This is a genomic window from Thermococcus sp. JdF3, from assembly GCF_012027495.1.
In the GTDB taxonomy this organism is placed as follows: Archaea; Methanobacteriota_B; Thermococci; order Thermococcales; family Thermococcaceae; genus Thermococcus.
Window position 1 is genome coordinate 89,178 of record NZ_SNUK01000007.1, and the last position, 19,437, is coordinate 108,614.

The 19,437-nt window shown below is 55.9% G+C and carries 18 protein-coding genes; 9 read left to right on the forward strand and 9 right to left on the reverse strand.

The window, feature by feature from the left end; all coding sequences use genetic code 11:
* Positions 1 to 112: 112 nt before the first annotated feature.
* The 7 genes from E3E42_RS12115 to E3E42_RS11295 are packed head-to-tail and all read left to right on the forward strand — an operon-like array spanning position 113 to position 5,733.
* On the forward strand, positions 113 to 241 hold the full coding sequence (locus E3E42_RS12115) for a hypothetical protein (protein ID WP_255453650.1): 129 nt from the start codon (positions 113 to 115) through the stop codon (positions 239 to 241).
* Positions 241 to 1,251 (forward strand): hypothetical protein, encoded by a 1,011-nt coding sequence (locus E3E42_RS11270; RefSeq protein ID WP_167904746.1) that lies wholly within the window; start codon positions 241 to 243, stop codon positions 1,249 to 1,251. Before E3E42_RS12115 ends, E3E42_RS11270 begins: the two co-directional genes overlap by 1 nt.
* Positions 1,248 to 2,282 carry a hypothetical protein gene (locus E3E42_RS11275; protein ID WP_167904747.1) on the forward strand — a complete coding sequence of 345 codons (1,035 nt, stop codon included), beginning with the start codon at positions 1,248 to 1,250 and terminating at the stop codon, positions 2,280 to 2,282. The genes E3E42_RS11270 and E3E42_RS11275 overlap by 4 nt, the downstream gene beginning before the upstream one ends.
* Positions 2,279 to 3,865 carry a PEGA domain-containing protein gene (locus E3E42_RS11280; RefSeq protein WP_167904748.1) on the forward strand — a complete coding sequence of 529 codons (1,587 nt, stop codon included), beginning with the start codon at positions 2,279 to 2,281 and terminating at the stop codon, positions 3,863 to 3,865. Before E3E42_RS11275 ends, E3E42_RS11280 begins: the two co-directional genes overlap by 4 nt.
* Before the next feature lie 4 nt (positions 3,866 to 3,869).
* A complete protein-coding gene (locus E3E42_RS11285; protein ID WP_167904749.1) occupies positions 3,870 to 4,640 on the forward strand; it encodes an ABC transporter permease in 771 nt (256 codons plus the stop codon).
* On the forward strand, positions 4,637 to 5,074 hold the full coding sequence (locus E3E42_RS11290; protein WP_167904751.1) for a hypothetical protein: 438 nt from the start codon (positions 4,637 to 4,639) through the stop codon (positions 5,072 to 5,074). Before E3E42_RS11285 ends, E3E42_RS11290 begins: the two co-directional genes overlap by 4 nt.
* Entirely contained in the window at positions 5,071 to 5,733 is a 663-nt protein-coding gene (locus tag E3E42_RS11295) for an ABC transporter ATP-binding protein (protein ID WP_167904752.1), read from the forward strand. The genes E3E42_RS11290 and E3E42_RS11295 overlap by 4 nt, the downstream gene beginning before the upstream one ends.
* Before the next feature lie 26 nt (positions 5,734 to 5,759).
* Here E3E42_RS11295 and E3E42_RS11300 read toward each other — a convergent pair whose 3' ends face one another.
* The 8 genes from E3E42_RS11300 to E3E42_RS11335 all read right to left on the reverse strand — a co-directional run bounded on the left by E3E42_RS11300 (position 5,760) and on the right by E3E42_RS11335 (position 14,576).
* On the reverse strand, positions 5,760 to 7,160 hold the full coding sequence (locus tag E3E42_RS11300) for a DUF2079 domain-containing protein (protein ID WP_167904753.1): 1,401 nt from the start codon (positions 7,158 to 7,160) through the stop codon (positions 5,760 to 5,762).
* 35 nt (positions 7,161 to 7,195) lie between these two features.
* On the reverse strand, positions 7,196 to 7,492 hold the full coding sequence (locus tag E3E42_RS11305) for a DUF2103 domain-containing protein (protein WP_167904754.1): 297 nt from the start codon (positions 7,490 to 7,492) through the stop codon (positions 7,196 to 7,198).
* Between the two features lie 36 nt (positions 7,493 to 7,528).
* Positions 7,529 to 8,566, reverse strand: coding sequence for a hypothetical protein (locus E3E42_RS11310; protein ID WP_167904755.1), 1,038 nt, complete (start codon positions 8,564 to 8,566; stop codon positions 7,529 to 7,531).
* Positions 8,567 to 8,568: 2 nt separating this feature from the next.
* Positions 8,569 to 10,275, reverse strand: a complete 1,707-nt coding sequence (arcS, locus tag E3E42_RS11315; protein WP_167904756.1) for an archaeosine synthase subunit alpha — start codon at positions 10,273 to 10,275, stop codon at positions 8,569 to 8,571.
* Between the two features lie 9 nt (positions 10,276 to 10,284).
* On the reverse strand, positions 10,285 to 11,187 hold the full coding sequence (locus tag E3E42_RS11320; RefSeq protein ID WP_167904757.1) for a coiled-coil protein: 903 nt from the start codon (positions 11,185 to 11,187) through the stop codon (positions 10,285 to 10,287).
* 138 nt (positions 11,188 to 11,325) lie between these two features.
* Positions 11,326 to 12,171: an ATP-dependent Clp protease proteolytic subunit gene (locus tag E3E42_RS11325; protein WP_167904758.1), complete on the reverse strand. Its 846-nt coding sequence runs from the start codon at positions 12,169 to 12,171 to the stop codon at positions 11,326 to 11,328.
* 47 nt (positions 12,172 to 12,218) lie between these two features.
* A complete protein-coding gene (gene arcC, locus E3E42_RS11330; RefSeq protein ID WP_167904818.1) occupies positions 12,219 to 13,166 on the reverse strand; it encodes a carbamate kinase in 948 nt (315 codons plus the stop codon).
* Between the two features lie 147 nt (positions 13,167 to 13,313).
* The gene (locus E3E42_RS11335) at positions 13,314 to 14,576 is read right to left on the reverse strand and encodes an NAD(P)/FAD-dependent oxidoreductase (protein WP_167904819.1); all 1,263 of its coding nucleotides are present in this window, start codon (positions 14,574 to 14,576) and stop codon (positions 13,314 to 13,316) included.
* 231 nt (positions 14,577 to 14,807) lie between these two features.
* Here E3E42_RS11335 and E3E42_RS11340 point away from each other — a divergent pair, with 231 nt between their 5' ends.
* Both E3E42_RS11340 and E3E42_RS11345 read left to right on the forward strand, forming a co-directional pair.
* The gene (locus E3E42_RS11340) at positions 14,808 to 14,981 is read left to right on the forward strand and encodes a hypothetical protein (protein ID WP_167904759.1); all 174 of its coding nucleotides are present in this window, start codon (positions 14,808 to 14,810) and stop codon (positions 14,979 to 14,981) included.
* A gap of 451 nt (positions 14,982 to 15,432) precedes the next feature.
* Positions 15,433 to 17,130 (forward strand): hypothetical protein, encoded by a 1,698-nt coding sequence (locus E3E42_RS11345; RefSeq protein WP_167904760.1) that lies wholly within the window; start codon positions 15,433 to 15,435, stop codon positions 17,128 to 17,130.
* Positions 17,131 to 17,338: 208 nt separating this feature from the next.
* On the opposite strand, the gene gor is transcribed toward E3E42_RS11345, so the two are convergent.
* Positions 17,339 to 19,297: a glyceraldehyde-3-phosphate:ferredoxin oxidoreductase gene (gene gor, locus E3E42_RS11350; RefSeq protein WP_167904762.1), complete on the reverse strand. Its 1,959-nt coding sequence runs from the start codon at positions 19,295 to 19,297 to the stop codon at positions 17,339 to 17,341.
* Positions 19,298 to 19,437 lie beyond the last annotated feature (140 nt).

Sequence of the window (19,437 nt, forward strand, 5' to 3'; positions counted from 1 at the left end):
GATATTGGCTGTTTTTAGATCCACTTGACCAGGTGTGTTAAACACAACCTTAAAACGTAAGACTTATAAGGCCCGGCACGTCATTACTAATGCCTCCTGTGGAGGTACCACCATGAAGCGTAGGATACTGCTCGGAGTCCTTCTAATTGGAGGGTTGCTTGTAGGTCTAGTGAACGCCGCAGGCAGCAACGCCTCCACCCACTGCAATAGCATACCTACCCAACTACTGGGGGTGAATTGATGAGAAATATTTCTCTTTTTATTATCCTCGAGCTTGCTGTATTATCTCTCTCCCCAGTGTCATCCACCCCTACATCTTTAGAGGGTGTTTACCTAAAATATGCCCTGTTAGCTCCCGACAATCCCCAAGAATACGATGTTAACATCTTCGAGGTTTACCTGTCTCAAATGCCAGAACAGCCCAGGGATCTAATTTTAAGACGTCTAAACTGTACTGGTGCAGATGAGCTTGTATCCTTGATGGTTCGGGGGAACGTGTTTTTGACGTTCAGGATATTGAATGTACAAAATGAGACTGCGCTGGTAAACACCACCCTCGAACTTAACGATGTCTGGATTTACAACAGGTATTATTTAGATAAAATTGTTATGTCCACAAGCCTCACTCTGGATCTTAGACGCATGGAATACATAGATGACAACGGCTCAGTACTCGGGAGACCAACTTTTCTTGTCTTCCCAGAGAACCTGCCCCCCAAAGGAAGTCTACTGGTAAATATGAGTCGCGTCGGGAAATTAGGCGCTGCAACCGGGGACATTCTTGTGGACAATGTATCCTATTCTTCGTGGGAGCATACAAAGTTAAACACATATTATCGCACTTTCGAACCCCCATATATCCACATATCCAGCTCACAGGTTCCTTTCTACTGGAAACTCAGTGATGGTTATTACTCGGCCACAATCTGGAACAACTACATCTATGACTTTGATACAGGAGTTTTGATAACAGGATTTTTTGATGTGACCCCAGAGTTGCTGGTCCTCGGAGTAATAAACGGCGACAGTCATGATTATTCAGCCTCCGAAAGGAATGAGAGGCTTAAGGACAGGGGCGAAACCCCCCATGAGCTCTGGAATCCCGGCTTTAACCTTTACGATACTAACATCAAATTCCCTGAAACATCGTCGTCGAAAGCTCCCAACACGGGAATGAAGTACTTCTTCGCGGCTTCACTTGCACTCCTGGTTCTCACAGCCTTCCTTAACTGGAGGTGGAGAAGGGAATGAGGAAAACTTCCATTATTGTCCTGGCACTCCTGACACTCTCAGCAACCACACACCCCATTTACTCACTCCCATACTGGTTCCAGGAAGGAACCTACGTCAAATACGCTGTAAAAATGCCGGAAAACCCGGATAAGCGCGAAGTGAACGTGTTCCCCGTATGGCCGTTGCTCCTCTCCAAGAATGCGTACGTCAAAATAAAAGAGGCATACGAGGGGGCTTCAGGCCAGGTTAAAATGGATAACAACTCCATAGTGCCCCTGCTGGTGCGGGGCGACTCGTACCTGACTTTTGAATTTTTCAACGTTACCAACGAAACTGCTTCCGTCAGAGTTACCCTGGAAATGAACGACGTGAGCGTGGGACCGGAAGAGAGCTTACCGCGCCTGGTTCTTTCGAAAGTTCTCCTTCTTAACCTGAGTGACATGACCTACTACGAGGAAGATGGTACCCCCATCGGGCCACCCACCTTCTTCATAGACCCCGCCCACCCGCCGGGGAAAGGAAAACACGTTCTTTCACCGGAATTCATGAGGAAATACCGCCTGCTGGGGGACGAGGTTGTCGTGACGAACGTTTCATTCACCTGGATGGACGACAAAGTCCTCCACACGCATTACAGGGATTTCCTGCCCCCTTATCTCTACGTTGAGGCGAGAAGCCGCTACCTGGTTTACGACCTGAGCACAGGGGAAGGGGTGGGAACTATAACCCAGCTGGTATACGACATCGATACGGGAATTTTGATAACGACGCTGTTCTGCGACGCCGCCCCGGAACTCGTCAGCCTTGGCGTCATCGATTCATCACCCCTGGATCGGGTGAACTCGCGGAAGCTGGAGAGGCTCATCGATGAGGGCGGGGACGATAAGGAGTGGTATGCTCAGGGGTTCAACCTCTACGACACGAACGTCAAGCTCCCGGACTACGGGAGCGGGCGCTCGCCTTCGACCCCAGTCAGGTACTTCTTCGTCATCTCGCTCGTCGTTCTCGCCATGACAGCTCTGTGGACGGAAAGGAGGTGGAAGCGGTGAGGTGGAAGCTCATTTTTCTGGCGTTTTTGATGGCCGGTCTGCTCGTTCCTCCGGCATATTCGGCCGGAGAAAGCACGATGGAGAGGCCCGGCTACCTGTTCGTCGAGGCACCTGGAAACGTGGCCGAGATAGTTGGGGTGGGCTCGTACGCCACCCCCGTTGGCCTGGTGCTCAAGCCGGGGAACTACACAGTCAGGATAACCGGAAACGTCACGGTGGTTGCCCGGGTTTCGGTGAAGGCTGGGGAAGCCACAATCCTCCGCGTGAATCCCGACGAGATTGCGGAGGCGGTTTCAGGGGAGGGGATCGTGTCGATAGGGGCAATCTTCAACGAGAGCGCCAACTACAGCCGGGAGAAGCTCAACCCGCCTTTTAATCCCCTCCGGCAGTTCACCGGCTGCGGTTTCGGAAGCTTCTACGTGAACATCTCCAGGCCGGTCCCAATGGCCCTCGTGGAGAGGGGGGAGGAAGAGGTTTACCTGATTCCAAACGGGACGTTCGTTCACCTCGGGGATTCGGACGGGGAACCGTGCATTGATTATGTGGAGGCCCACGCCGGGGCAACTCACTCGGAACGCGTCAGAAACGCCACCTACCTCGTCCCCTGGGCGCGGCTGGAGATAGACTCCGTGCCCCAGGGTTTGACGTTCTACATCAACGGCGGCTACAACCGCTACATCTTCTACACCCCCATGGGCCTCTACGTTCCAGCCATTCCCCGAGACGTTTACAACGCCACCGCCGTCAGCTACTACGGGACGGTACGGATACCGGTGATCCATAAGCTCGACACCCACACGGTGGGAATAGCGGAGAACCCCTACCTGGTCCAGTGCCTCGTCAGGGTGGCCCCCAACGAAACCCGCCACATCAGCGTGGACATGGAAAAGGTGAAGTCCTCGCTGACGGTGGAGAGGAGGGCTGTGAGAGCGGTTCCCCTTAAGGTCGATTCCGAGCCGGGCAACGCTTCCCTCGTGGTCACCGACGGGGTACTGAGGGTCTTCGCCACAACGCCCGCGACGCTCTTTCTTCCCCCCGGGAACTACACCGTCGTAGCCTCGAAGGGCAACCTCTCAGCTAAAGAATCCGTGGTTCTGGCAGAGAGCGCGAGTGTTTTCCTGAGGCTCTCCCCGGCCAGCGCGGCCCTAACTGTGGTAACCTATCCGGAAAACGCGACGGTGCTCCTTAACGGCGAGGAGGTCAAATCCAAAAACCTCACCCTCAGCCCTGGGCGCTACAACATCACAGTGAAGGCTCCCGGCTATCTCACGAAGAGCCTGGAGGTAATCCTGGCCCCGAGCGAGTCGAAGAGGATCGAGGTGAGCCTGGAAAAGAAGCCCGCGGTGGAGGATAGGGAAATCGTCACCTCGCCGCCCTCTGGCGGAGCGGACGACACCAGGGCCGGGGAAAAGTCGCAGACCCGCGAAAACAGTGTTCCGGAGAACACTCCTGTTCCCTCAGCGCCGCCCACCGATGACGTCCCTGGCCCGCCGGGAAGGGATAACAGTTCCCTGTGGGTCAAGGCGGGTATCCTTGCCGGGGTCGTGGGTGCGGTCTACCTGGCCCTGAGGCTGAGGAGGTGAGGCAATGAGGGCCCAGATAAGGTGGGAGCTTGAGGATCCCTACAACCTGCTCGTCTTCATCTTCGGCTTCGTCATGCTCGGCATCACCTTCTTTTCCGGCCTGACGAGCAACGATACCGTGTTTATGATAGCCGGGCCGGACGAGATAATTGCTTCCGAGTCCGCCAAGACCCTGGGACTGATACTCCCAAGGCTGGGAACCGAGGAGTACACGATATTCGCGCTCACCGGGGCCCTGCTGGTCTCCCTGATGCTCAGGTACGACAGGGACACTAGGGTTGCCAAGAGCATCTACAGCCTGCCCGTCAGAAACCATTCGGTGGTCCTTTCAAAGGCGCTCTCCGCGATGGTGCTGCTCTTCCTTGCCTCAATCCTGCCGGCCCTCCTGGCGTTCTTATACATTCACGGGGACGTCCCGGAGCTGATGAGAAGGGCGCTCTTCGGGGAGGGCTTCTTAGCGGGCTACCTCCTCTACTGGGCCATGATGGTGCTCTACGTGGTATCTTTATCGGCCCTGGTGGCTATGCTCTCCCCGAACACCTTCGCCGCCCTCCTCGGAAGCATAACGCTCCTCTACGCCCCCCTCGTGCTCAAGCTGAGGAGCCTCCCCCCGGCGGTGATCGACGATGCGTTCTTCAAAGCCTACACGACCCAGTTCTACCCCTCCGACAGGGTGGCGGCGTTCCTCGACGGTTCCTTCTACGTGGGGCTTCTTCTACCGGCGGTGATGCTCGGCGTGGCCCTCATACTCAGCGAGTGGAGGGACGTCTCATGAGGCTCCTGAAGGCGGTACTGCTGTCGATAGTCATAATGACAATCCTCGTGTTCCCGATAGAAAAGAACGCCCTGACCCAGCCGATTTCCGAGGTCGTCCTCGTGGGGCAGGGAATGGTGGTGCCGTCAGCGGGAATGGCAGTGCTCAGTGCCAGCGCCGACGAGGGAACCGGCTATACCGTCAGGGTCTTCGACCCCGAAAGCGGAAGGGCGATCCTCGAAAGGAACGTGACGGGCAGTTTCCGCGGCAGGGCGATGCTGGAGCACTCGGGGCCCTACTATTTCTCGGTGGGGTCGATGACGCCGGTCACCCTGGCGGTCAGGGTGATCAACAGGCACCCCTCGGTAACCGTTCTCAACATCAGGTACGGCCTGGGAGGTGTGAGCGCCCTCCTACTCGCGGCCGTCCTGCTCATGGAGGGGAGGAGAAGATGATAACCGCGAAGAACCTCACCAAGCGGTTCGGCAGGCTGGTGGCCCTGGATTCGATAAACCTCGAAATCGAGGGGGGACTGACGCTGACACTCGGCCCCAACGGTGGCGGAAAGAGCACCTTCCTGAACCTCTGCGCCGGCCTGTACAGGCCGAGCAAAGGGGAAATCAGGGTCCTGGGCGAGAAGCCCTGGAGCAACGACGGGCTAAGGAAAAGGATAGGCGTCTCCTTCGACCCGCCGGCTCTTCCAAAGCACAGGACGGCCAGGGAATGGCTCACCTACATCGCCGAGGTCAAGGGGCTGGACGGAGAGGAAGTAATCAAAGCCGCGGAGCTATTCTCGGCCGAGAAGTACCTGAACAGAAAGATGGGGGAGTACTCGGCGGGCATGCTCAAGAGGATCAGCCTGGCCCAGGCGTTCCTCGGAAAGCCCGAGCTGGTGCTCCTAGATGAGCCCCTGGCGAACCTGGATCTGGAGGGGATAAAGGAAGTCGCAGGGGTTATAGGAGAGCTGGCCCAAAAGGGGACCAACATGGTCGTGGTTTCCCACATCTGGCGCCCCCTCGTTGAGTTCGCGGACAGAATCGTTGTGATAGCCGCGGGGAGGGTGGTGCTGACGGGAACCCCTGAAGAGGTGGTGCCCGAGATCGAGGAGATATGACATTTGCTTTTTCCAGGCCCCCTATTTTAGGACCCTGTGGGCACCAGCCCAAAAACCGAGACGTTCAGCCCCTCCCTGATGTACAGCATCACGCCGTCCCGGGAGTAGACGGGACGGTACTTCCCGTCCACCATCTTTTGAAGCCTCTCAAGGTAGAGCCTGCCGCGGTAGGTTTTCACGTTCACGAGAACCGCGTCCGGCTCCACCCCGGCGGGGTAAACGTAAACGTCGGGCTTGACGGCCAGGGCGGGGTAAAAGGCCGGCTGGGTGTAGACGGAAAGGTTGCTCCCCAGGAGGAACTCGATGACCGGTTCCACCGCCTTTCGGCCGGGTATGGGTTCGAGAACCGAGGGGTAGACGAGGGGGAGCGGTTTCTCCGGCTGATTCAGCTCGACCGGCATCGTCGCCAGGGAAGCCAGAAGGCCAACACTCAGGAGAACGGGAAGGATCCTCCTGAGGTCGAGCTCCCTGAGCGCGAAGACCGCACCGATGAATGAGAGGGGAAGAGTCATGTAGGGGTAGTGGAAGCCGAAAGTCGTTTGGCTGGGCCTCGATGCCAGGAGGTTTTCAAGCCAGGGGAGGGTAAGAAGAAGGGCGTTCCTGGGTCTGAAGAGCGGCAGGAGGCCCAGGCTCAGGTTGAAGAGGAGGAAGTAGAGGAGCTTCTGCCTATCCAGCCGGGGTTCGGTGTAGAGGCTCCCGTACAGGTAGCCGCCCCCAAGGGCCGGGATCACCAGCTTTATGACCACCGCCCCGTACAGCAGGGAGAGGGCCGCCAGAAGAAGCAGAGGACGGTTTTTCCTTGCGCTTTTGAGGGAGATTTCATCTCCGAAGGCCCACCATAGGGAGAGGGAGAGAACACCGAGAAAGGCGTCCTCCTTGATGGTCAGTATGAGCCCGGAAACGAGGAAGAATGCCCGTTCCCTGCGATCGACCAGAAAAATCGCCGAAAGGATAAAGAGGGGGACGGCGAAGGAGACGGGGTGGAACTCGAAGAGGTTTATGCCAACGAGGGAGGAGTTGAAGGCGTAGAGAACCGTCGCCGCCAGCGCTTCCAGAGGGGGCAGGAGCTTCCTAGCGAGGACGTATGCCAGAAACACGGAGAAACCCAGGGCAGCAGTCTGGAGGACGAGCAGTGTTTTTGGGGACGGGAATACCGCGAATATCGGGACCAGGAGATAGAGAAACGGCTGGAAGTGAACGGCGAGATGATTGGGCGCACCGTAGAGCTGCCATTCAACGGTGTTGAACAGGGGCCTGCCGTGGAGGAAGCCGGCCAGTGACTGGGTGAAGATCCCAAGGTCAAGGCTGGTGTAGCGAAAGCACTCGAACTTAACGAGGCTGAAATGCATCAAAAGAGCCGAATAGGCAAGTGCAATGAAGACCGCAGTAACATCGTAAGGACATAACCCGGTTTTAGTTCTCCCCATGACTATCAACGATAGTTACAGGCCGAGGTTTAAAACTATTTCGTCCACCCGTCGGAAAGGCGCTCTATCTCACTCCGGACTCTATCCCTCTCCGCCCTGTCCACGACAAGAAAAACCTCCTGAACGCTTCCATTGCTCTTGGCGACGAGCTTCAGCCCGGCCGGCGTTTCTCTCGTCACCTTGATCTCGAAGCCCCTGGAATCGCTCGCGTAGATCCTGCCGGGGATAACCTTTTTGACCCCGGGTATCGCGGCTATCCTCTCAAGGGGTTTCTCAAGTCCCTTGAGAAAGTGGTGCTCCCTTTTGACGCCCCGCTTGAAGTGCCTCGGCATGGTCAAAGAAGGGGAGTGCGGCTTTTTAGAGTTTTCTCACCGCCGGACCATAAAGAACCAGGTGAAGCCTATAAGTGCGAGCAGAACGACCGCCGCCCAGAACTCGAGGGCGTAGGTCCTCGGCACCTCGCACCGGCTGAACGTCACGTTATCGGCCCCCACAGCAAACCTGCTCCCCCACGCCTCCCCGAGTGGGAATACCTTTAGGCTTCCATCGTAGTATAGGAGAGAAACTTCCGAAATTCCCCGAACAGGGACGCTCTCGTTTCCAAAGACCAGCAGTTCACCCGTGGAGTTGGCATCTGGCGCGAAGTAGTGCGTAACGTCCGGTGGAACAAGGAGGAGCGCGTTCTCAAGTTCGTACGCCCTGAGATGACCCGCTTCCCTGGCATTCCACAGATGCTCGCTAACAGCCTGGAGGGATAGCTCCACACCCTTCCCCGGGATTTTAAGCCTTCCGTTGTCCACCTCGACATTCAACGGTTTCGGCGGCTTCTCCGGTTCGTCCCCCTCCAGTTCAACACCCCACTGCCCTTTGACTACCGTTACCCCCCTGAAGTAGGTACCGCTCTCGGTCTCCCTCAGATCGAGGATTCCGGCGGTGGCGTTTCTGGCGACGTTGATGGCAAGGAGCTCGTTCTCCGAGACCTGAACCACCAGGTATGGCACGGCCACGGCGAAGTTGGGCGAACCTTCCAGGCCCGTCTTCACCGATGTAACCCTCTCGAAGCAGTCCTCACCCATTCTATAGACATCTACCCGCCCTTCGTCCGGGACAAAAACATAGTATAATCCCCGGTACCAGTAAACGACCGGCGTGTCCCAGGATCCACCGATGAAGTACACCCCACTTGAGTTCACGTAGAAGCTGTAGTAAAAGTAGCCCGTGGGCACAAGCATGTCACTCATCGAGGTTGAGTAGGGGACGTAGACGAGCGAGAGGAGGGCGGAATCACCGTACACAGCCAAAACGTGAAAGTCAAGGCTCTCGGCCCCAAGGTAGTCGGCACAGGCACCGGGAAGGAACGAAAGGAGGACCGTAAGAACCAGTAGAAGGCCGGGAACCCTTCCCATACTCACGCCCTCTTCCTGACCTTGACCGCAACACCCTTCCTGGCTCTAACCATCTCATCCCCGCTTAGAACCGCCTTTCCTACGCCTGTTACCTTTCCATCCCTCACTATGCCCACTATGTCGTCCGGTCTTATCACGGGGTCAGCATCATCAACGCCCACCGCAAAGACGTCGCCGCGGAGCTCGAAGTCCACATTCACCCAGTAGCTCCCAACGGCGTCGTATATCCTCTGCATCCCGAAGGGAGTGACGCTTATTACGCCGTCTTTGAAGGTTCCGGTCTGCTGGCCGTCAACGAAGAGGCGGAGCATCTTTGAACCCCTAACCTTTCCATTATCCGGGAGAACCGCCTCACCGGCTCCGGGGCCGAAGTAGAAGTCGAAGACCTTCCTTATGCCCTCGAAGTAGCGGTAGGTCCTGTCCTCCTTCGTCCCCTCAAACTCGAACTCCCTCAGGATTTCGGTGAGGGATTTAAGGCTCTCCCTGCTCGTCGTGCCGTTCTCAACGCGGGTGAAGGTTATCTCCCTCCCGCTCAGCTCGCCGGCGAGCTTTGCAATCTCGACGTAGGCCTCGTCGAGGTGAGCTATTATTGGAACGTCCTTCGGGTACTTCTCCAGTGTCTTCGCGAGGAGCTCTGCCGCCGGTTTAATCTCCTCCTCGCTCCAGTGGCCGGTGACGACTATGTCGTACTTAGCTAACCACTCCCACTCCCTCGGGACAACGCCAAAGGGCGAGGTGAGGATAAGCTCGTGGACTCTGGCAACGCCAGAGCCGAGGGCCTCCTTGACGGCCCTCCTGTAGAGGGTGTGGGAGCGGGAGAAGGAGTAGGGCTTTTTGGCCGAGCACGGGAGGAGGAGCACAAGCTCGGTGTTCCCCGGCGGGACGAAGCGCCCGGCAACGCGCTCGTGCCACCTTCTCACTTCGGGCCTCCTTATCGAGGCGTCGCTGATGAAGTAGACGGTTTCCTTTTGAATCGGCGTGTACTTCTCAAGGTAATCCCCGTGCTCCAAGTCGGCTATCCTCAGTATCCCCGCGTGGTACTGGGTGCTGAAGAAGTTCTCCACGAGGTAGCGGAGCTTTCCTTCTTCCAGGGCTTTCCTGACGAGGAGTATCGTTTCCTTCGCGAAGTCGAGGGAGTTTGGCTCGTCTTTCCAGAGGAACGGGCTGTACCCGGTGAAGCCCTTCCCCTCGAAGTCGTAGAGCTTGAGAGAGCGGGTATCGAAGGCATCGACGCCGAGGTAAACTGCCAGAGGGTAGAAGAAGGGCTCGAGGTCGACGATTATCATGACGTTGGGGAACCTCTCGCGCAGCTCCCTGATTATCTTTACAAAGTAGCGGTACTCCCTCACCAGAATCTTTGAGTTGCCCAGATAGACGGCATCGAAGTTGTAGCGCTCGATGATCTTGAAGAACTCGGGAAGGTACTCCGTCCTCCTAAGGGCGGGCAGGTAGAAGGCGTTGAAGCCCTCGTAGTTCACGCTCCAGAGCCTTCCGAGGGCCTTCTCTATAACCCCGTCCGGCGTGTAGAAGCCGATGGGTATCGCGGGGGCGAGGTCGAAGTCGTACTCCCCCGGCCCCCGGGGATGGAAGAAGGAGTTGAACGGGGAGAGCGTGAAGTCTACCCCGGCCAATGCCGGGGTCGTGAATGAGCGCTCCCCTATCCTGACGAGACCCAGCCTTCCGGGCCCCTCGTGCCTGATGACTTCCATAGCCAGGCCTCAGACAAGGTTGTACCTCTGGAGGAGGAGCAGTTCGTCAAGGGTGAGCTTCTCGCCCCTCTTGAACTTCTCAAGGGCCTCGACGGCCTTCTCGAAGCTGGCGTCCTTCTTGGCGTGCATCCTGGCAACGAGCCTGTAGGCGATGAGCTCCTTGTGCTTCTCGTCATACTCCCTTATCTTCCTCTCGATGCTGCGGAGCTCCTTCCTGACCTCCCTGATCTTGTCGCGAAGCTCAACGACTTTGGCGTGGTACTCGTCGGCCTCCTTCTTGACCTCGTCGGCCTGGTTGAACGCCGCTATCATCTGCTCGTGGAACTGCTGGCTCTGGTTGGCGAGCTTCTGTATCTCGAGGCTTATGTTCCTCCTGGCCTTCTTGAGCTGATCGACCTTCTTCCTGGACTCGACAAGCTTCCTGTGGAAGCGCTCGGCCTGCTGGAGTATCTCAAGTTCGGTGGCAAGAACCTGTATCTGATCCACGATCTGCTTCTCCCTGTCGGGTGTGATGTTCGGGTTGGTCTGGAGCTCCCATTCGAGCTTCTCTATCCTCTCCTGGATCTTCGCCGGCGGCATCTTAAGTCTGCGGAGCTGGTTGTACTCGTCCCTCTTGGTGCGGTACTCGAGTATCTCCTGGTAGAGGAGGTCGAGCTTCGCGTTTATCTCCTCACGGTTCTTCTTCAGCTCCTGTATCTGTGCGTTGATTTCATCGCGCTTGGCTTTGTACTCCCTGCCCTTCTGGCGGAGCCCCTTGACCTCGTTGTTCTTCTCGTCCCTCTTCTGGATCCAGATTTGAAGCTCCTTTTCAAGTTCATCCAGTTTGGCCCTTATCTCGTTTCTCTCCTTTTCAAGGGCCCCTATCTCCCTCTTGATCCTCTTAATCTCCTCTGGGTCCACTTTCGTCTGCATCGCTCTTACCCCTCTCCCTTTTTAGAACAGCTGACCTGCTCAAACATTTCTGGACTCAAAAAGGAATGAGCAAATAAAAACTTTTTGGCCAAAATTCCCTCAACCGGAGAAAAATGGAAACACAAAAGGGAAAAGACCTCACCTGCCGACCTCGCCCCCCTGCGTGTACGGCATGAACTCGACCGTGCCCCTCTGCTTCGTTGGCTGCTTGTAGAGCTCCATCAGGGCGTAAACCTCCTCCGGAACGTCCGTGCTGACGTGAAGGCCCAGCTCCCTGGCCTGCTCGTATGTGATCGGGTAGTCGTGCGTCCACCTGCCCTCAGTGAGCACCCGAGCAAGCTCCCGGGCCTTCTCCTCGCCGTAGCGGTCCTTCAGCAGGTTGTAGACGAAGTCGCGAACCTGCTTGATGGCCTTCTCAGCAACGTCCGCCAGAATGAGGGTCTGGTCGTCCACCTTGTCGACACCCTTCCTCTCGACGGCCCTGACGATGCTCGGTCCCGGATACTGGCCAAGCTGCGGGTCAACAGGCCCGAGAACCGCGTGCGGGTCCATTATTATCCTGTCCGCGGCAAGGGCTATCAGCGTCCCGCCGCTCATGGCGTAGTGGGGAACTATGACGCGTGTTTCAGCCGGATGGTCGTGGAGCGCTTTCGCTATCTGCGTCGCGGCAAGTACGAGGCCCCCCGGGGTGTGGATTATCAGGTCTATCGGCCTGTCCTTGGGGGCCGAGCGGATGGCCCTGAGAACCTCCTCGCTGTCCTCGACGCTTATGAACTTGTAGAATGGTATTCCGAAGAGCCCTATGCTCTCCTGCCTGTGGATCATGGTTATTACCGTTGATTTTCGCTTTTCCGAGAGCCTCTTGAGCAGTCTCGCCCTGGCCAGCTGCAGGCTCCTGTACTGCATCTGGGGCCACAGCAGGATGTACATGAAGAACAGCCACCACAGCAGCGAACCGAAGAATCCGGTAGCGGCCTCTCCCATGTTATCACCGAAGAAAGAAGGGAGAGGAGATATTTATAGAATTTGGTTCAGCCCTTTATGACCTGCGTTCCGGTCTTTCCTTCGAGGGCCTCAACGGCCCTATCGAGCGCCGCTATAACCGCCCTCTCGCCGCCCCACTCGACGAACCTTATCGCGGCTAAGACCTTCGGACCCATGCTTCCCTTCTTGAAGTGGCCCTCCTCGTAGTACTTCCTGAGCTCCCCGACGGTGACCTCCCCGAGCCATCTCTCGTCGGGTTTTCCGAAGTTCACTGCCGCGCCGTTCACGTCCGTGAGGATCATGAATATGTCCGCGTTTACCTCCTCAGCGAGTCTCTCCCCGGCCAGATCCTTGTCTATAACCGCCTCGACGCCCTTGAGCTGACCGTTCTCCTCGATGACGGGGACTCCACCGCCGCCGCTGGTGATCACTATGAAGCCCTTCTCAACGAGGTCCTGGATGATCTCCGCCTCGACGTGCCCTATCGGGTCCGGGCTCGGCACAACGCGCCTCCAGCCCCTGCCGGAGTCCTCCACGACGACCCAGCCCTTCTCCTTCGCGAGCTTCTTAGCTGTTTCTTCGTCGTAGAAGGGCCCAACCGGCTTGCTCGGGTGCTGGAAGGCGGGGTCGTTCTTGTCCACGATGGTCTGGGTGACTATCGTCGCCACCGGCCTGTCTATTCCGCGCCTCTTCAGCTCGTTCCTTATCGCCTGCTGTATCATGTACCCTATCTGCCCCTGGGTCATCGCGCCGGCAACGTCCATCGGCTGGGCCGGAATGCCGTGGACGGCCTGACCGGCGTCCATGTGGAGAAGGAGCGCCCCAACCTGGGGACCGTTACCGTGGGTGATTACAACCTCGTAGTCCCCATCAAGGATTATATCCACTATCTGCCTGGCAGTCTTCATGACGTTGGCCATCTGCTCCTCGTAGGTTCCCCTTTGACCGCGCTGGAGAATAGCGTTACCGCCCAAGGCTATTACAACCCTCTTCATGAGCATCACCTCCGGGATGGATAAATACGCGGGGGAGGATAAAAACGTTCGTTAGGAGCCAGGGCTGTTCACTGGAAAAAGGTTCGGGGGGCGGAAAAATAAGTTGGCAAAGGTAAAGAATAGCCGGCCCAAGAGGGCGGCTCTCCCTCAGAGGTACCAGTCGGAGAAGCTTCCCAGTCCGAGCCTCTCAAGCGTCCTCATGACTCCGAGGGCTATGCCCTCCACCTCTATTCCTCCGGGCGGCTTGTAGGCATCGCCGACGATGTAAACATCGCTTATCGGGAAGTCCTCAACGGTCTGGCCGCTCGCCACCCTGTTCACGGGATTCCCGTCGAGGTAGGTCTGGACGAGCAGAATCTCGCCCTCCTTATCGAGGTTCGGGAAGATGCGGTAGATGTCGTCTATTCCCTTCCTCTGCTCGGCCTTGACGTTCCTGCTCTGGAGCGCGTGGTGGAGCATTATCAAGGTGTAGCCTTCCTTAGCGAGCTCCGGGCTCAGTGAGGAGGGCTCGTTGTAGCCGTTTATCCTCTCCGTGTCGAGGGTGAAGACGACGGTGTTGCCTATCCCCGGCTCATCCTTCAGTGCCACGTTGTACTTTATGCCCTCGCTCGGCTTTAGCGAATCAACGCGCCTGAGATACTCACGGTCGAAGTTCTCCCCCCCGATCAGCTCGACGGTCTCCTTTATTCCGACGTTGGAGATGAGCACATCGTAGGGGAACTCCTCGTTGTCGGCCGTGATGACCCTCTTCGCCTCGGCGTCGATTTCAATGGCCCTCTTCCGTGTGATTATCCTTCCGCCGTTGCCGAGGATTATCGAACTCAGCGCCTCGGGAATCGACCTGCAGCCGCCCTTGACCAGGCCCGGCCCGCCCCACCTCAGCGCCGCCTTAATCTCCCTCGCCAGCTCCCCGGCCGGAACGTCTAAGACGCTGTCGGCCCAGCCGAGGAAGCTCTTGATGAAGAGGTCAACGAACTCGTTGTTGCCTATCTTCTCCCTTATCCACTCGCGGCCGCCCATCTCGGCCTCTTCCCCGGTTGGCAGTTTGTTCCTCTTTATATCTGCCAGGAGCTTCATCGCCTTAGCTTTCTCGCGGAGGCTTAAGTACTTCCAGCCCTCACGGTAGTGGAAGGTTCTCCCGTTGTAGAGAATCATGCCCTTCGGATCCGAGTTCACGATTTGGACGTTAGCACCGAGAAGCCCGAGGAGGTGAGCCAGAGGCCCGTCCTCGCCGTGGGGGAGCATGTGGAAGGCCCCCGTTGAGAGGCCGAAGCCCTTGTACTCCAGATTCGTGAAGCGGCCGCCGATGTAGGGCGACTTTTCGATAACGGTGACATCGTAACCATTTTTGGCAAGGAACGAGGCCGTCAGAAGGCCGCCGATTCCGGAGCCTATTACAACTGCCCTCATTTTTCTCACCTGAAAAGCTGAGGAAAGCGGAGAATATAAGGGTTTAGCTATTGCATGACTATGCAACTCCATTACTTTGCGTTCTTTTCGTTCATTCTACGAGTAAGACCTCACTCCAAAAAAATTTACACTCGAGAAAAAAAGAAAGGATTTTTACTTATGATAAACGGAAAAGCTTATAAGGAATGATGGCATAAAAGGTATCGCAAAAACATTACGGAGGTGAACCCTGTGAATTGGAAGGGCTTGATGGCAGTCTTAGCAGGACTGCTGGTGCTGGGAGCATCAGGGGCCACAGTTCACGCAGAAAAGTATCCAACACCTGAAGCTTCAGGAAAGATTATTGGCTATGAGAAAATTACAGTTAATGGCATGGAGCTGCACTTTCTGTTAAATTTGAGATAGACCCCCACGATCCGGTAGAAACTGTAGACGTTGATGTGTACCACTATGCATACAGCACGGCAGTCATGGAATATCCCCCTACATTACATATCAGTACGACTGTAAGAGCATCAAATTAAGCAACAAACTGTCTTTCGGGGGAGAAACATACACCAACGGTTGGAGCATAGGAGGCACTATCTCAATTCCACCCGGATTATCTCTTCAAGTATCCGGTGGAAGTTCCTGGATTTCAATTGATGGTTCATTTGGAGAGGACAACGTTAACAACTACGACTCAATATCGCATTCATACAATGGGAGACTAAAGGTCCATGACTATTTCAAGGTGCGGATTTACAGCGTAAGCTCCATGCCTATGGCAACATTTGAGGTTAAAATGGGCAAGTTCAAAAGCCTCTCCGCGAGCACGTACGTGGCAATAGATTCGTCCGCGTTTTGAGGTGGAAGGATGAGGGAAAAAATCCTAGCTACCCTTTTGATTTTATTGAGCATCACTGCCATTATCTCAATAACGAAAACGCACACTGAAAACGCCACCGCACTCAATATAGCCACCCCCTCATGGACAAACTGGACGATAAAGCGCCTTTACCTCTCCCAGGATCCGGTTACAGGTGGCTGGAACGGCGACGTCTCATTTACAATACTTCCAAGCCTGTATCATACATATCACGGTATCATGACGCTGACCCACCTGAACCTGAGTCCAACACATCCCGAAAAAACCATGGAGTTCCTGAGGGAAGAAGAGGGGGATTTTTACAGCGGTCGGAATTATCCTTCGGTTCTTGACGCCTATTACCTGTTAGCACTTTTTAAAGAGTTCAATATGAGCCCCAGAAACAGGGAGGCCTTCGAAAATTTCATCCTTGAGGACATGAAGAAATCAAACGAGACCTTCCTACATGCAAAAAGCCTCATTCTACTTAATTCTACCCTGGCAAAGAACGTCTCCATGTCCCTCTGGCTCAAGCTGAGACCGGAGCACTCACTGGATTTTTTGTGGGACTTCCTTCAGCTCAAGGGACTTCTTCTGGAGTCGGGATATTCCCTCGACGAAATACCAAACTACACCGTGATGAACGAGACTGCGAGAACTGTGTTTAATGAGGCGTCCCATAGAATAGAGAACCTTGGCTTCTTCGACCTCAACACCCTGGCACGATTTATACGGGAGGAAAACATCAAAAACGAAACGCTGAGGAGAAAAATACTAACGAGTATCCAGAAATACAAGTGCCCTAACGGCGCATACTCTGACACTGGAGGTGCTAAAAAGGGATACATTGACACCACCCATTTGGCGGTGGAGACGATAAACTATGCGGGGGGAGACGTTGGGGAAGACACTGTAATCTACCTGCGATCCCTTGAAGGACCCCTGGGAGGTTTCATAAACATTCCAAACTATATAGTGCCGAATCCCCTGGGTACTGCCTTCTCCGTGATGACCCTTAAGCTTTTGAACGCAACGGTGCCCAATGAGACGGGAGTCAGGAACTACCTACTCACTGAAATCTCGAGGGAAAGCAAACCCAGCCGGATATGGGCGGAATATGAGGCACTAAAGGAGCTTGGTGTATCCAACAGTGATCTTAAAACGAGAGTAGAACCCCGTCTGAAAAGCTTCATCGCCAACCTGAACCTCTCAGATGTCTATCGGGATCACTACCTGCTAAAGGAGGTATACTATCTCCTCGTAACGAGCAGGGAACTGGGCATTGAAATCGATGAACAATGGAAGGAAACAGTGACCTCTTTCGTTTTGAACTTGAAGGACGATGATGGGGGCTTTGGCAGCAAAATATCAAAGATAAAAATCGTTAGGCTCGAAACAACGCTTTATTCCGTTCTAATCCTCAACGAGCTTGGGTATGGATATAGGAATGAAAAGACGGTTAAGTTCATCAAATCCAACAGACACGGCGCCCTGTGGTGGTCCCTGCCGATAACCCGGTACGCTTTGCTGGCCCTAAACTCGATGGGGGCAAAGGTTGACGGGAGAGAAGAGATAGTACAGGCGCTTGAGCTAAGAAAGTGCCCCTATGGCTTTTTCTCTTACGCCCCCTGCGAGCATCCCGAGCACGGAGGGCCTATACCAACGTTTTTGGCGCTTGATATCCTGAGACTTCTCGGTTATCGTTAGCCGCCCATGTTTTTGTTTTTCCAACATTTTGGATTTAAACCGTTCACATGGGGTAAAAGGCTGACAATCGTCTTACAACCCCTTCACCCCTCCCTCTTTTTGGTCCGATCAAGAAGCAAAGCCGCTCTAACTATGCAGTCACGGGAGAAGTAAAAATGAAGGGCCCGCCATTTCCTTAGAGAACAAAAATTAAAGCACATGCACAGCCTCAGAGCCTCCACTCAACTCCGAGCTCCTCGCTGTATGCTTCCAGAACCCTGCTCAGGTACTCCTTTGCCGTGCCAACTTTGTCGAGCCTGAACTTCTCGGCCCACCTCTCGTTTCCGAACTCCTCGCTCCCCGCTGCCACGAGGTCTATAACGCGCATCGAGTCCCAGAAGACCGGCCTGTAGCCCGCTTTCCTCGCGTACTCGATGAGCCTCTTGAGCTGCTTCCTCGCGTGCTCCTCCATGTCCACGTTGGCGCCGTAGGCGTCCATGAAGAGGGCCTTAAGGACGGGCTTCATCCAGCCCCTGTGGAAGCGGCACCAGCCGACGTTGTCGTACCAGAACTCCCAGAGGGCCGAGGCGATTATCTTCTGGGCCAGCTCCTCGGGCTCGAGGAAGACGCCGAACTGGTAGAAGGTCCAGTAGCGGCCCTGAATCGGGAGCGGTATGTAGTTGCCTATCGCCCAGTACATCGTCGGCGTCATCTCTCCGTTCTCGCCGAGCGGAGTGAAGACGGCGTAGTCCTTGAAGCTCTCGCCGTACTTCAGCCTGTCCTTGAAGCGCTCGTCGAAGATTACGCTCGCCTTCCTCTTGCCGAGGCCGATTATCTTGGCTATTTCGTTCTCGGCAAAGGCAACGCGGTGTGCCAGCTCCGCAACAAGCTTGGCGTTGACCTCGCTCGCCTCGACCGGGCGCCCGAGGAGCGCCTCCTTCGTGAACTCCGGCTTTCCGCTTATACCAACCTCCTCCGGCTTGAGCAGACCGCGGTGGACGAGCTCAAGGACCCAGGCGGCGGTTCCGCCGAACTCTATCGCGTCGAAACCCATCGCGTCTGCCGCGTGGACGCTTATGTCACTTGCCCTCAGAGAGATGCTTCCGCTGAGCGGACCGTTGGCCTCGTAGGGCTCATATTCGACGTGGTGGCCGCGGCGGTACTTCTTACAGACGACGGGACACGGCTCGCCGCAGGTCGTCCAGTTCTTGGGCGTTATGGCCTCTTCGTTGAAGGGCTCCCAGTAGTGCTTCATGATGTTCTCATGGATCCTTATGCGCTCCTCCTTTGGAATGTACGGCATCTGCCAGTTGAGTATCGGAACGAAGTCGCCCTCGGCCGGGTAGTTGCCGCCGAAGGTTCCGCCGGTGTTGAGCTTGGGGTTGAAGCGGTACTTGGTGGTCTTCTCACTTATGATTTCGTTGTAGGGCTTCTTGTGGACGCCTTCAACTATGCCCTTGGCCGTTCTGAAGTTGCCGATGTCTTCACCCGGGAAGGGCCTCTTCCTCGGCTTTCCGCCGAAGATTATTCCGACGACGTTGTGGGCACGGAGGAGAACGCTTCCGGAACCTCCGCGGGCGGCCCAGTCTTCGCTGCCTACGAGCCTCTCCCCCTTCCTGAGCGCCTGGGAGAATATCGCGCCGTAGTTGGTGTTTAGAGCAGCGGGGCCTACAACGGCTATGCGGTACTCGAAGTCAAACTTATCGCCAAAGGTATCGATGAGGTACTGGGTGAGGGCATAAACTCCCTCCTCATCCCTATAGCCCCTCCAGATTTCAACGACCTTCTCCAGCTCAACCTCATGGAGCTCCACATTTACGTTCTCACCGTCGTTGTAAAGTAGGACTACCACCGGCTTCTCGGCCTTGCCCTCGAAGGTCACGAAATCAACGCCGACGTTCTTGAAGGCGTAGGCCGCTCCACCCATGGCGGAGGGAAACAGGGTTCCGTAGAGGGGGGAACGGAAGAAGAACATGAGCCTGTGGGCCCCAGGCAGGGTTGAGCCCGAGAAGGGCCCCATTCCCATGACAACGACGTTCTTCGGGTCGTATGGCTCAATGTCGTAGGTTTCGAGGGTCTCGTGAACCTCTATACCGTAGTCTATTACGCCATATACCCCTTCCCTCTCCAGCTCCTCACTCTCCACTTTCTTCTCGTCCAGGTTGAGCCTGAGAACTGTGAACTTCATGACTCCCACCCCTGTGTATCACTCCGAGTGTTAGTTTTGGGGTGAAGAATATTTAAGGCTTCCGATGGGCCTATCAAAAAAGTTGGGCGGGAGGTTATAAAAACCTTAGCAATCGGGACGGCCGGGGAACGTTGCAGAAA